13 protein-coding genes and 2 pseudogenes are annotated in these 13707 nt (G+C 33.6%); 9 read left to right on the top strand and 6 right to left on the bottom strand.

The features are described from left to right. Positions 1 to 158 precede the first annotated feature (158 nt). The 6 genes from lgt to BR77_RS00375 all read left to right on the top strand — a co-directional run bounded on the left by lgt (position 159) and on the right by BR77_RS00375 (position 5112). On the top strand, positions 159 to 953 hold the full coding sequence (gene lgt, locus BR77_RS00395; RefSeq protein WP_016356528.1) for a prolipoprotein diacylglyceryl transferase: 795 nt from the start codon (positions 159 to 161) through the stop codon (positions 951 to 953). 87 nt (positions 954 to 1040) lie between these two features. Continuing rightward, positions 1041 to 1247, top strand: a complete 207-nt coding sequence (locus tag BR77_RS00390) for a DUF2933 domain-containing protein (protein ID WP_015076894.1) — start codon at positions 1041 to 1043, stop codon at positions 1245 to 1247. 21 nt (positions 1248 to 1268) lie between these two features. Continuing rightward, positions 1269 to 1442: a DUF2933 domain-containing protein gene (locus tag BR77_RS18515; protein WP_015076895.1), complete on the top strand. Its 174-nt coding sequence runs from the start codon at positions 1269 to 1271 to the stop codon at positions 1440 to 1442. 20 nt (positions 1443 to 1462) lie between these two features. Next, positions 1463 to 2659, top strand: a complete 1197-nt coding sequence (locus BR77_RS18250) for a murein hydrolase activator EnvC family protein (RefSeq protein ID WP_051926650.1) — start codon at positions 1463 to 1465, stop codon at positions 2657 to 2659. A gap of 133 nt (positions 2660 to 2792) precedes the next feature. Continuing rightward, positions 2793 to 4826, top strand: coding sequence for a heavy metal translocating P-type ATPase (locus tag BR77_RS00380; RefSeq protein WP_035063719.1), 2034 nt, complete (start codon positions 2793 to 2795; stop codon positions 4824 to 4826). Between the two features lie 46 nt (positions 4827 to 4872). Continuing rightward, on the top strand, positions 4873 to 5112 hold the full coding sequence (locus tag BR77_RS00375; protein ID WP_185751403.1) for an AbrB/MazE/SpoVT family DNA-binding domain-containing protein: 240 nt from the start codon (positions 4873 to 4875) through the stop codon (positions 5110 to 5112). A 321-nt stretch (positions 5113 to 5433) separates the two neighbouring features. Here BR77_RS00375 and BR77_RS00370 read toward each other — a convergent pair whose 3' ends face one another. The 4 genes from BR77_RS00370 to BR77_RS00355 form a co-directional block, all read right to left on the bottom strand. Then, entirely contained in the window at positions 5434 to 6009 is a 576-nt protein-coding gene (locus BR77_RS00370; RefSeq protein WP_035063717.1) for a YdhK family protein, read from the bottom strand. 418 nt (positions 6010 to 6427) lie between these two features. Beyond that, entirely contained in the window at positions 6428 to 7744 is a 1317-nt protein-coding gene (locus tag BR77_RS00365) for an MATE family efflux transporter (protein ID WP_035063716.1), read from the bottom strand. 8 nt (positions 7745 to 7752) lie between these two features. Next, a complete protein-coding gene (locus tag BR77_RS00360) occupies positions 7753 to 8037 on the bottom strand; it encodes a metal-sensitive transcriptional regulator (RefSeq protein WP_035063715.1) in 285 nt (94 codons plus the stop codon). Positions 8038 to 8492: 455 nt separating this feature from the next. Continuing rightward, positions 8493 to 9173 (bottom strand): IS6 family transposase, encoded by a 681-nt coding sequence (locus BR77_RS00355; RefSeq protein ID WP_035063714.1) that lies wholly within the window; start codon positions 9171 to 9173, stop codon positions 8493 to 8495. Between the two features lie 168 nt (positions 9174 to 9341). Between BR77_RS00355 and BR77_RS00350 the strand changes: the two genes are divergently transcribed. Beyond that, on the top strand, positions 9342 to 10640 hold the full coding sequence (locus BR77_RS00350; protein WP_014017385.1) for a polysaccharide deacetylase family protein: 1299 nt from the start codon (positions 9342 to 9344) through the stop codon (positions 10638 to 10640). 82 nt (positions 10641 to 10722) lie between these two features. Here the strand turns inward: BR77_RS00350 and BR77_RS18925 are convergent, their stop codons facing one another. Further along, entirely contained in the window at positions 10723 to 10836 is a 114-nt protein-coding gene (locus tag BR77_RS18925; protein ID WP_014334219.1) for an IS6 family transposase, read from the bottom strand. Between the two features lie 16 nt (positions 10837 to 10852). Between BR77_RS18925 and BR77_RS00340 the strand changes: the two are divergent. Continuing rightward, positions 10853 to 11430: pseudogene (locus tag BR77_RS00340) on the top strand (site-specific integrase). A 35-nt stretch (positions 11431 to 11465) separates the two neighbouring features. On the opposite strand, the gene BR77_RS19350 reads toward BR77_RS00340, so the two are convergent. After that, positions 11466 to 11600 carry a hypothetical protein gene (locus BR77_RS19350; RefSeq protein ID WP_257613122.1) on the bottom strand — a complete coding sequence of 45 codons (135 nt, stop codon included), beginning with the start codon at positions 11598 to 11600 and terminating at the stop codon, positions 11466 to 11468. A gap of 1304 nt (positions 11601 to 12904) precedes the next feature. Here BR77_RS19350 and BR77_RS00335 point away from each other — a divergent pair. Next, positions 12905 to 13432, top strand: a pseudogene (locus BR77_RS00335) (replication initiation protein); the annotation flags it as partial. Positions 13433 to 13707: the final 275 nt, after the last annotated feature.

Genomic DNA, 13707 nt, shown 5'->3' with positions numbered 1-13707 from the left:
CACACAAAATCCATATTTCTTTGATAAATTATTTAAAAGAAGCACTTTCATATTTTCACTACACTGTAAAAGAGAAAAATAGTTTTTATCTGTTAAATTATTTTTAGTTTTTACAAAACTCGGAAGTGTGTCAATTTAATTTTAAGGAGGCTAATTAAGTGGAACCACTTAATCGTATTTTTATTTCCATAGGACCAATTACAATTTATTGGTATGCAATTTTCATGATTTCTGGGGCTTTTTTAGGATATTTACTAGTTGCAAAACAAGCTGAAAAAGAAGACATTAACGATGATACTATTCTTGATTTATTGCTGATTGCTTTTCCAATAGCTATCCTGAGTGCTCGAACCTATTATGTTCTATTTGAATGGTCAGATTATTCAACTAATTTTTGGGATGTTTTCAAAATCTGGGAAGGTGGCTTAGCAATTCATGGAGGGTTAATTGGCGCTATAATAACAGGGTACTTTTTTTCAAAAAAAAGAAATATTCCTTTTTTTAAACTTGCAGATTTAGTAGCACCTGGAATACTAGTCGGTCAAATAGTTGGCCGTTGGGGAAATTTTATGAATCAAGAAGCTTTTGGTGGTATCGTACCAAGAACATTTTTGGAAAGTTTAAATCTTCCTAATTTCATAATCAATCAAATGTACATTGACGGTGCATATCATCATCCCACATTTTTATATGAATCGCTTTGGAATAGTTTGATCTTAATAATTTTGTTGCTTGTTAGAAATAAAAAACATTTCCAAGGTCAACTCTTTTTCATGTATCTAATGGGCTATTCTATTGGCAGATTTTTTATCGAAGGATTACGTACAGATAGCTTAATGCTTACTTCAACTATTCGAATGGCTCAATTCATTTCTGTGATCTTAATCATTTTATCTACCGTAGCAATGATTGGACTTGCAAGAAAAGAAAAAAAAAGCACCTTATTGGAGTAGGGAAATTTACTATTTAAACAGAATATAAAAACAGATAAAGCAATTAAATGGCTTTATTGAAATACAAACTTTTAAGGAGGAATTTATATGAATTTAATTGTCTCTATTTTACCGTTTTTACTACTATTAATTTGTCCAATTATGATGTTTTTTATGCATGGGAAACATGGTCACAGTTCATCCCATGACCACTCTAATCATAACGGGATTTCAAAATCTGATTTTGAAGCATTAAAAGAGCAAAATGAAAAAATGAATTCTGAGTTAACTTTATTAAAACAAAAAATTAAATGAAATTAAGAACGGAGGATTTTTATGCAATGGCTTTTACTGTTAGTGTGTCCAATTATGATGATTTTTATGATGTCTGGAATGACACATGGAGGAAAAAATAAAGATAATGTTTCTAAAGATGAATTTGATCAGCTTAAACAGCATAATGAAAAATTAAGCGAAGAATTACAAAAAATTAAATCTAAATTAAATTAATTGTTTCTAGGAGGTTCATTTTGAAAAAAATTTTAAAAACTATTATCATTGGTTCTGTTTCTTTATCCTCTTTATTTTACAGTCAAGTTTCATTTGCAGTAAATTATGAGGAAGAAATTAGCAAAAGCACAACAGAAATTAATTCTATAAAAAATGAAATTGAAAATGAGAAAGTTGCCTTGGGGCAATTACTTACTGAAATCGAAAAAAAAGAAGACAAAAGTAACCAACTATTAGAGGAAATAAAACTTATTCAAATTGAAATGAATACTTTAAAAATAAGCAACGATGAGTTACAAGATAAAATTACTCAAAGAACTGAAAAATTAAATTCCCAACTCCAAACGATTCAAATTGAAGGTAATGCTTCGACTTATACAAATTTCATTTTGAATTCAGAATCATTTACTGACTTTATTGGACGAATAGAAGTATCTTCAAAACTAATTTCTGCGAATAAAGAAATTGTACTGCAACAAAAAAAAGATAAAGAAAAAATCGAATTACAAGAAAATAAAACAAGCGCGAATCAAAAAAATCAAAAAAAATTAATTTCTGAATTGCAAGAAGTACAAGTTAAATTAGAAAATCAAAAAAATTTAAAAGAAGCTAAGATAGTCACTTTAGCACAACAACAAGCTACCGCAGAAGATGAAAAAATTATTCTTATTTCTAATCAGGAAAATGAAAAAATTCAACTAGAAGCTAACGCTAATAAACCTGTAATAGCTAAGACTAGTGTTGATTTGACGAATATGACTTCTGCTAGTGAGACTCCGGAACCTCCAGCACCTTCACTAACTGTTGGAAGCTCGGGTTATATCTATCCACTACAGGCACCTATTTCTTCACCTTTTGGTGCTAGAGAAGGCTTAGATGCAAATGGATTTCATAAAGGTGTGGATTTTAGTGCTCCTGAAGGAACGCCTATTGCTGCATCTATGGCTGGTGAGGTTGTTGTTGCTCAGAATGATGGTATGCCTGTTTCTGGTTATGGAATTGCAACTATTATTAAGCACAGCAATGGCATGTATTCTCTGTATGGTCACCAATCTGAACTACTTGTTTCTGTTGGAGATAGTGTTCAACAAGGACAAATCATTGGAAAAGTCGGGAACACTGGAATTTCTTTTGGGGCTCATTTACATTTTGAAATTCGAACCTCTTTATATGGGGGAATGGGAAATGTGCTTGATCCTATGAATTTCTTAAATTAAAATACAGCTATGTTCGATTGTTCCTGGTTCCTATAAATGATTAGGTTAAAAGATAAATTTCTTGACAAAAATCGTTTACAGTTGTAGACTTTGTTTATCAAATGCAACTATAACAATACTGGAGGTAATTAATATGGGGGATAAAACAAATCATAGCCACATGAATCATAGCGAGATGAAACATGGAACAGGAACTATGGATCATTCAATGCACATGGGGAATTTAAAACAAAAATTTTTTGTTTCTTTATTTTTAGCTATTCCAATTATCTTATTTTCACCAATGATGGGGGGGAAACTTCCTTTTCAAATTAAGTTCAATGGTTCTGAATGGGTCGTTCTTATTTTAGCCTCTATTCTTTACTTCTATGGGGGAATGCCTTTTTTAAAAGGGGCTAAAATGGAGCTTGAAGCTAAAAGCCCAGCAATGATGACCTTAATTTCATTAGGTATTTCAGTGGCTTACATTTATAGCGTGTATGCTTTTATTGCAAATAATATTTTAACAAATAAAGTTCATGTAATGGATTTTTTTTGGGAACTAGCAACGTTGATTCTTATCATGTTACTTGGGCATTGGATTGAAATGAATGCTATAAGCAACGCTGGAAATGCATTACAAAAAATGGCAGAATTATTACCAGGGACAGCAAGCGTGCTTGATGCCACTGGAAATACAAAAGAAGTTGCTTTACAAGATGTCAATGTTGGAGATAAAGTGATGGTAAAAGCTGGTGAGAAAATCCCAACTGACGGAGTACTCATTTCTGGAAAAACAACCGTCAATGAATCAATGGTAACTGGTGAAGCAAAAGACGTTACCAAAAATATAAATGACAAAGTTATTGGTGGTTCAGTGAATGGTTCTGGAACAATTACTATAAAAGTTACCGGAACAGGTGAATCAGGATATTTATCTCAAGTAATGGCTTTAGTAAGTAGTGCGCAACAAGAAAAATCAAGTGTCGAATCGCTATCTGATAAGGTAGCCAAACTCCTATTTTACGTTGCTTTAATTGTTGGGATTTTATCTTTTACAACCTGGATACTCCTAACTGGTGATGTGAATATTGCTTTAGAGCGAATGGTTACTGTCCTGATTATTGCATGTCCACATGCACTTGGACTGGCTATTCCATTAGTAACAGCACGTTCCACCTCGCTTGGAGCTCAAAATGGATTACTAATTAAGAATAGACAAGCCTTAGAAGTAGCTAAAAAGGTTGATGTTATTATGATGGACAAAACAGGCACTCTTACTGAAGGTAACTTTTCAGTATCTACTTATAAATCATTTTCAGATGACTATACGGATACTGAAATTCTTGAATATATGGGTTCTTTAGAAAAAAACTCGAGTCATCCACTTTCAATTGGTGTTTTGAAAAAACTTAAAGAACTAAACTTAAATACACCCCTGGCTACCGACATTACAACAATTGCAGGTACAGGAATTGAAGGAACAATTTTAACTAAAGATGTCAAAATTGTAAGTGTTGCTTATTTAAATAGACATGCCCTAGATTATGATAAAAAACTCTTTTCCGACCTTTCGAGTAAAGGAAACTCTGTTAGTTTTCTTTTAGTTGAAAATAAGAATGTTGGGATAGTTGCGCAGGGTGATCAAATTAAACCAGAAGCTAAATCTATGATTGAAGCATTAAAAAAACAAGGTATTAAACCAGTGATGTTAACTGGAGATAATAGACAAGCGGCAGCTGTGGTTGCTAATCATTTAGGCATCGAGGATGTCCATGCGGAACTCCTTCCGGAAGACAAAGAAAAAATCGTCAGAGAATATAAAAATAAAGGTCTAATCGTCATGATGGTCGGGGATGGTGTTAATGATGCTCCTAGTTTAGTAAGAGCAGATATTGGCGTAGCTATTGGTGCTGGAACAGATGTAGCTATTGATTCTGCAGATGTGATTCTTGTAAAAAGTAACCCATCTGACATTCTTCATTTTTTAACCCTTGCAAAAAATACTTCAAGAAAAATGATACAAAACTTATGGTGGGGATCAGGTTATAACATTGTTGCAATACCTTTAGCTGCCGGGGTACTTTCCTTCGCAGGTATCATTCTTAGTCCGGCAATTGGTGCTATATTCATGTCGTTTAGCACAGTCATTGTAGCAATAAATGCTATGTTATTAAAGATAAAATAGTATATAGTAATAAAGTCTGTTTAAGTAGATTTTTATATTGAAAGGAATGAATATGAACGAAAAATTTACAAAAACTTATAAGCTTAGGCAGTCTGGCAACAGTTCAATTTCAACAATACCTTTAAAAGTAAAGCAATTAATTAATGTTGAAAATGGAGATGAAATTGAATTTATAATAGTAGGTAAGCAAGTTCTCCTACAAAAAGCCAGGTCAGTCATTGACAAATATAATGATACGTCCATTCAAAATGTGGCTAATCAATATAATTCTAAAAGTGAGAAATAAATAACTATAAACTTAAAAGTAAACCCAAAAAAACAAGTAATATATTTAATTTTTTCAAAGGACAGTATCAACTACTAACTCCTTACACTGTTGCTTGAAAAATTGCTATATTATTCTTAGTTTAATTGCAAAAATAGTAGTGAGATAGACAGTTTTAGATGTTGCGTAGCTAAAGATAGTATCATTTGTTTTAAATGCATTGCTTTATGGGCATTAATTTAAGGAGCTAGAAAATCATTGTACTCCTCTCAAAGATTCAATGCATTTAGATTATCCCACCAAAAAGAGGTCCCATGAATCATGGAGACCTCTTTTTTCAATTTAGTTAGTTTTTAATTCAGACTCAGTTACCCACATATGATTTTTAACCATTCCACTACCATCGGTTGCTTCATAATCAACGACATAGACAGTTCCTGTTATTGCTTCATCAACAGTTGCTTCAGCCCCCATCATGCCGACAGTATGATTTGCTTCTAAAATAACTGAATCTCCAATTTTCGCTACATTTTTTTTATCTTTCAATTCTTCTTGTACTACCCATTTATGATTTTTAACCGTTGCCCCACCATTCGTTGGATCAAAAGTGATTTCATAAATGGTCGTATCGTATGCAGCTGTAACTGTTGCTTTAGCATCCATCATTCCATCCATATGTCCCTCGGTTATGATGACTGAAGTGCCTACAGGATATTTTGGATTCACTGCTACAACCATTGCTGAGGGTGTTTGCCCCTCATGATTCATCCCTTCCATACTTCCCATTTCGCTTGAAGACGACTCTTTCATCGTATTTTTTTCTGAACTATCTGTCGATTTTGTTGTTGTTTGACTACAAGCCCCTAAAAATAATAGCCCACTAAATACAACAAGGGCAATTAGACCTTTTTTTTTCATGTATTTTCCCCCTAAATGAAATTGTTATAAATAGTGTAACTTACAATGGAATTAAAGTCGAATATTTCGTCTCCGCAGCCTAGCATGCATCTTTACTATCTAAAATTCAAATATTGGATAAATCTCACTTTGAATTCCCGTTATTTGATTCCTCCTTAAATTAATTTTAATTTGTTTAATGAAAAAACCATAGATTTTAATTTTATGAATCTTAATTCTATTGAGCTCCTTAAATCTCAAAAAATTGAAAAAAACTAATTCTTACAAATCAACTTTTATGATATATTATATTCATAAAATATTTAATATAAACGGCATTGTTTTATAATTTTATGTGACATATATTTAAGGAGTTCAAAGATGACATTCCTCTAACTTTTTTAACATACACAATTGTCTGAGTAAAATCAGTGAAAATTTAACCACTCAATTTATTTAAGTTCATTCTAAATTTGTAAGCTAAGAAAATAGACCTTAAATACAAATCAATTCCTATTGAAATCCAAATCCCTGCTATTCCCATTGATAACCATTTACCCAGAACGATTACTCCAATAATCCTGATTACCCACATTCCAAAAGCCGTACTATACAATGGGGTTTTCGTATCCCCCATGCCTTGAAGAGCACCAGTAAGAATCAAGCTCGTCGCCAGAGCTGGTTGAATGAATGCGTCAATTCTTAATGCAACGACAACTTGGTTTATTGCTTCTGGACTTGTAGTAAATAATTGTGCAAAAAATGGAGCTCCAAAAAACAAGCCAACCCCACAAATAGATAACACAGCTACTCCAATTTTAGTTGATTGATAAGCATATTCTTTCACATCTTCAAAGTTTTTAGAACCAATAGACATTCCCACTAAGGTAGTTGCTGCTGTTGCAAGTCCATAGGCAGGCATATAAGTAAAACTTTCAATATTTCCTGCTATTGAGTGCGCCGCAAAAGTTACAGACCCAATTCCAACAATTAATCCAAAGTAAACGACTTGTCCTATTCTCATAACCATGCGCTCTAATGTGGCTGGAATAGATAATTCAATTAAAGGTCTGTAATTCGACTTATTAGCCAAAGAACGGATTGAAAAATGCACCTCTGAAAGTTGGATTTTCTTATACAAAAGAATGGTGCCAATGAATCGTGATAAGGTGGTTCCAATCGCAGTCCCGACGACTCCTAAAGCTGGAATAGGACAAAATCCAAAAATAAATACATAATTCAGTATAATATTTAACACATTTATAATAATGCTAACCTTCATAGGTGTTTTAGTATCGCCAGTGGCCCTTAATATGCTTCCAAAAACAGTCATCAAAGCAATAAAAATCGAGGCCCCACCAACTACATAGAAAAATTGTAGTGAATAGTCTAGAACGTTATTTGTTGCCCCCATCATCTGTAACATTTGTTTACCAAATAGGAGTGTTCCAGCTGCAAATAAGAGGCCCATTCCGCAAGCAATTACAGTAGATTGTCTTGCAATTATTCTTGCATCCTCTTTTTTTAAGCTCCCCAATTTTTGTGCGATAAGCGAAGATGTTCCAACACTTAAAGCAATAAAAACAGCTAAATATACATTTAAAATGGAGTTTGCTACACCAACAGCTGTAACAGCAGCCAACCCAATTTTAGCAACCATTAAGGTGTCCACAAAACCGACTAAGGTCTGTAATAGATTTTCGATTGTTGCAGGTAAAGCAAGTTCAATAATTTTTTTTGATTTTTGATTTTTCATAGTATCTCCTAAAGTAACTTGCTGTATTGGTGGATAGCTTTTTGCAAGCTTGCAAGCTCTTCCGATTCAAGAGCAGAGTCCCCAACTGCATGCATAAACATATGATCTGCATGTGCTTCTAACAATAGTTGGCTGATTTTTTGGATAGCAGATTTTGTTGAATTTAATTGAATGATCACTTCTTCAAAAGGTTTTTCATCTTGAATCATTCTTCGAATGCCACCAACTTGACCTTCAATTCTGTTTATTCGTTTAACCAGATTTTCAATTTCATGGTTTTTATTATGAGACATATTATTTCCTCCTTTTCTACATACCCCTTAGGGGCAATAGGTATATTATGCCATTTAAAGTTAACTAATTCAATATATTAGTAATAGAATATTGAACTATCGGGTCTTTCTGTATTTAAATGCTTAATCATAGTGTACAGAAAATGGTCATTTTCTGAACACCCTTCTTTTCTTATTAAGATTATTAAAATCATTTGCATTTATTGTTCATTAAGCCGTAATTTATTCTATGTTCATTTATATAAGTGCTTTCAAGTTATGGTACAAACGAAAAACCAGCTCACAACTGTTAAGTTGTGAGCTGGTTTTTGAATGCTGATGAATAGTGAGATTAGAGCAGGTCATAAATAAGGGTCATATTTAAAAGCTAAAATTGTACGTTTTAGTCAATTACATACAAGGGTTCTGTTGCAAAGTTTTAAATAAAGAATAAAATCCCTTACGGTATCTATGATTTAGGCTGTTATTCCCATTAATACCTTGATTTCAGTAGACACCGAAAAGCCGAAGAGAGTGCCTTCTTTTCGGGTTTTCTTATATAATCCTCGAATGGCTTCCATGCCTTTAATCGTGGGTGAGGCAGTGCGTAAACTTCGATAGAATTTATTGCGTCTCTTTACTGGACGATGGTCTTGTTCAATCAAATTATTCAGGTATTTAATGGTACGATGTTCTGTCCCTTGATAAAAGCCGTATTCTTTTAGTTTCTTAAAGGCACTTGTAATAGAGGGGGCTTTATCTGTGACTACAACCTTCGGTTCATCAAACTGCTTCACTAACCGCTTAAGAAAAGCATAGGCTGCTTGTGTGTCCCGTTTTTTACGTAACCAAATATCCAAGGTTAAACCATCTGCATCGATGGCTCGATACAAATAATGCCATTTTCCTTCAATTTTGATGTACGTTTCATCCATTTTCCATGAATAAAAGGATTTTTTATTTTTCTTTTTCCAAATTTGATAGAGTAGTTTGCCATATTCTTGCACCCAACGATAAATCGTCGTATGAGAAACGTTAATGCCACGATCATATAAGATTTCTTGAACTTCACGATAGCTAAGGTTATAACGAAGATAGTAGCCCACGGCTACAATAATCACATCCTGCTGAAATTGCTTTTCTTTAAAATGATTCATCGTCATTCCTCCTGCTATCTTTTTCTATTATTCTACCTTATTTGATAGTAGATTTAAAACTTTGCAACAGAACCCTATATTCGTTACAATGGTTATGGGAAGTTTTTCAAAAGGTTAAGAAAAGCTTACGGGGGTTTTTGAAATCAAAAAGTAGTAGGGGACGATAAAATGAAACATACACACAAAATCATATTGGCTGTCACTTCTGTATGCACTGTTATTATTCTAGGTGTAAGTATCTTTTTTGTTACACAAGCAGTAACAAACAATAAATTAGAAAACACTAGTCAAACAACTCAACACTCAAGCAGCAGCTCAAAACCTGTTGAAGATAAACAAACGACGAAACAGCTTGATCAAGCAAAACAGCTTGCTGCAAGTTATCATTATGATGAAGCCATCGCCTTACTTGAAAAAGACGACGCCAAAGAAGCGCAACAATTGTTAGCAACTTTGAAAAAAGAAAAAGAATCCTTGGTAAAATGGGAAGACCCGACCAAAATCTCACACGTCTTCTTTCATAGTCTGATTGTTGATCCAGCTAAGGCTTTTCATACCCAGCAAGCACAAGGGTATAAAGATTATATGGTCACTATTTCCGAATTCAATAAAACCATTGATCAGTTATATAAAAATAACTATGTTCTTGTTAATCTAAATGGATTAGTCAAAAAAGGAACAGATGGAAAACTGACCTTTACAGGTGTTTCTCTTCCAGAAGGAAAGAAACCGTTAATTCTTTCGCAAGACGATGTCAGCTATTATGAATACATGGATAATTCAGGATTTCCAAGTAAGTTGATTGTCGATAAACAGAACCAAATCAAGAATATTTATATCGACAATAAGAAGGAAACTGTTGGTGACTATGATATGGTTCCATTGATCGATTCATTCATTAAAAAACATCCCGATTTTTCTTATCAAGGCGCCAAAGGAACATTAGCTTTAACAGGCTATAATGGTGTATTAGGTTACCGTACATCAAAATCAGAATATGGTGATAACGAAAAAACAAACAAAGAAATCGAAGCAGCCAAAAAAGTTGCTGATCAATTAAAGAAAGATGGTTGGAGTTTTGCTTCTCATACTTGGGGACACTTGAATATGACACAAGCTTCTTTAGCCGATATCCAACAAGATAATGAACGTTGGCAAAATGAAGTTGCACCTATTTTAGGCAAAACAAATATTTTGATCTACCCATTTGGCGCTGACATCAGCGATTGGCAACCTTATTCTGAAGCAAATCAAAAATTTGCTTACTTGAAACAACAAGGATTTGATATCTTCTGCAATGTCGATGCCTCAACTCCTGCATGGGGACAACTAGGAACTGACTACTACCGTAACGCCAGAATCAATATTGACGGTATCCGTTTCGAAGCTGACCTAAAAGGAGAAAATCCAATACTTGATCAATTTATCAACGTCAAAGAAGTGTATGACCAAAAAGATCGAGGATAGAGGTTGTGAAAGAAGCGTCCAGCTCCGAGCAAATAAGAACTAGATTTCTAAAATAGTTTCTCATATTTTGGAAATCTAGCGCTTATTGCTGAGGAGTTGCTTCTTGAACACCGTGGATAAGGTTATAACGAAGATAGTAGCCCACGGCTACAATAATCACATCCTGCTGAAATTGCTTTCCTTTAAAATGATTCATCGTCATTCCTCCTGCTATCTTTTTCTATTATTCTACCTTATTTGATAGTAGATTTAAAACTTTGCAACAGAACCATAGTTTTCGTGCTGGTCGTCGCAGCTACACAATTTTCCAAGTTGGGAAAGCGACCTTGCTACGTGTGAGTGACGTCATGAAATTAAAAAAACAGATGTCTTTAATCTTGATGGAACAGTCAAACAAACTGCATTTATTCATGATCAAAAAACTGGTAAGGGAAATACGTTATATTTAAAACCTGTCCAACAAGATTTAATGATTTATCATGCATGGCTCATCCAACAAAACATGAATTCAGAGTGGTTATTTCCTTCAACTTCTCGTCCTGATCGTCCTATTACCGAGAAACAGTTTTATAAGATTATGGCACGAGTTGGTGATATTTTAGGAATTAACTATCTAGGAACGCATACCATGCGTAAAACAGGCGCTTATCAGTTCTATACCCAGTCAAACTATAATATTGGTTTAGTGATGCACTTATTAAACCATTCAAGTGAAGCCATGACCTTAACGTATCTTGGATTAGATCAAGCTAGTCGAGAAACGATGTTAGACCAAATTGATTTTGGGTAATGAATGTTTAGAACTTAGTAGTCGTCCAAAAACGACTACTTTTTTTGTTGAATCGTCCAAGGACGATTCGATGCTTTTGACTTGTAAGAACAGAATTGAATGAAGCCATACTGTTCGCATATTTTTAGTGGATGAACAAACAAAATACGAGAGATTTTTTGTTCGTTCATCCAAAAAGAGGGACGATTTCGGAAGAAGAAAATCGTCTCTTTTTTTCTTCTTTTTGTATGACAAAAAGAAAGATCTTTTGCCCATTTTATTTTTATAAAATGGGTAGGTGGCGTTTGCGTAAAGCAAATCGACACAATCCAAAGGGGATAAAAGGGGAAAGTGAAACTTCCCCCTTTTCAAGCCACATTGTAATACAAGAACGAAGTGCTTTGTATTACAATGTGATAGCTTGCAGTATTTATGGTTTTATATTTTCTATTTTGTTGTGAGGATTGTAACCGAATAGGACGCAATTCTTATTACAAAATCAATGACGAAGGGCAATTGAGGAATGAGCGCTGAGGCATTTTATCTTTGAGGAAGTTCTTGATGGATCAGAAAAATGTATCACAAATTTAAACAAAGACTCACTCATTTAAGAGATGCTACTAGCATGAAATTTTGTTGTTGCGATAAGCAACCTCTGATACACGATTTTTAGCCATTACATCACTCGTTTTTAGAGTGATGTGTAAGTGCGCATTTCACTCTTTTTTTACGAAACAAGCCGACCAGCGTTTGAAACTTTTTAGTTTTTCATCATTCTATTTTAAAACGCTCTAAAACTCGATTTAAGCGACTTTAATTCGAAACTGTCTATTTGTTCAAAGGGAGCATTAAGAATGCTTAAACGAGCTTTTAAGTGGGTTTAAATTGATTTTGAATTGAATAGCTTGTTGTAAGTTGTAAAAAAACAAGTTAAACAAAGTATCGGTTTTTCATTTAAGGGTTGTTAGGGCTTGCCCTGACCGTCTGTAAGACGCTTGATTGCATGATATGAGTATTTAGCTAGTCAAACAGTTAAAACAGCTTATATGAGCAATTAGAGGGAATCCAATAAATTCCTAAAAGTGGTTTTGATCTTTTCTTTTAGCGAGTGAACGAAGTGAACGCTGCAAGTAAAATGTGAGCGTGGTTTTCGCTCACTCCTTTTTTTGATGACTTTGACCTTTGGTTTTAAATTTTTGAAAAAATAAAAAATAGGCGAAGCCTATATATATATTTATCTTATATATTTTAATCTTTTATTCTTTTGCGTCAAAAAAAAATCAATATTTTCAAGGCTTTATAGAATTATATACCAACAAAAAACTGTGTATATACCAACAAAAAACTGTGCATATACCAACAAAAAACTGTGCATATACCAACTTCTTTGTTTGTTTCGTTGGTATATAATGATATAATAAAAGCATGAAGAATCTCTCTACGAAAAGTGTTTCTTCATGCTTATCTAAACTCACTCACAAAGGAGCAGTTTTCTATGTCTAGTATATCAAAAAATGAACCTAATCAAAAGCAGGTGCAAACCTTGAACGAATTGTCAAAACGAAAAGTAGTGGAACATAATTCTTTAATTACCAGTATTGCGAAAATGGATAAAACGCCACTGAAAATGTTTGAATTAGCCGTGTCTTGTATTAATACCGAAGAACCACCCAAAGATCATACGGTTTATCTCTCAAAAGAAGAATTGTTTGCCTTTTTTAAGGTATCTGATAATGACAAACATAGTCGTTTTAAACAAGCAGTAGAGAATATGCAAAAACAAGCCTTTTTTCAAATTAAAGAAGAAGTAGGTAAAGGATTTAAATTTAGGAGTATTGTTCCCATTCCATATGTCGAGTGGACAGATTATCATGATGACGTAAAAATTGAATTTCATCGTGAAATCATGCCCTACTTAATTAATCTAAAACAAAATTTCACGCAACATGCTTTGTCTGATATTGCAGAGCTGAATAGCAAATACTCTATTATCTTGTACCGTTGGTTATGGGGTCAATGGAACATCTTTACGGAAAGTTGCGGTGTAAATGCGAATGATTAAAGAATAGTAATCCTCATTCATCGCTATTTCATTTTGGAAAACAGATACCTTTATTCTGTTTAAGGCTTTAATTTTCACAATCTCTTGTTCATTCAAAAGAGCCGATTAACAGCCTTTCAATAGAGTTAGTTCACTAGACCACTTCGTTTTCACAATCTATCAGGCTGTAACGCTTACGGGACATGGTACTTGGTAAAATGTGGATTATGTGAAGTAGTCTAAATTAAGGGTAAAAG

The sequence above is a fragment of the Carnobacterium maltaromaticum DSM 20342 genome (assembly GCF_000744945.1).
Classification (GTDB): Bacteria; Bacillota; Bacilli; order Lactobacillales; family Carnobacteriaceae; genus Carnobacterium; species Carnobacterium maltaromaticum.
This window is presented reverse-complemented; position numbering and strand designations above follow the sequence as displayed.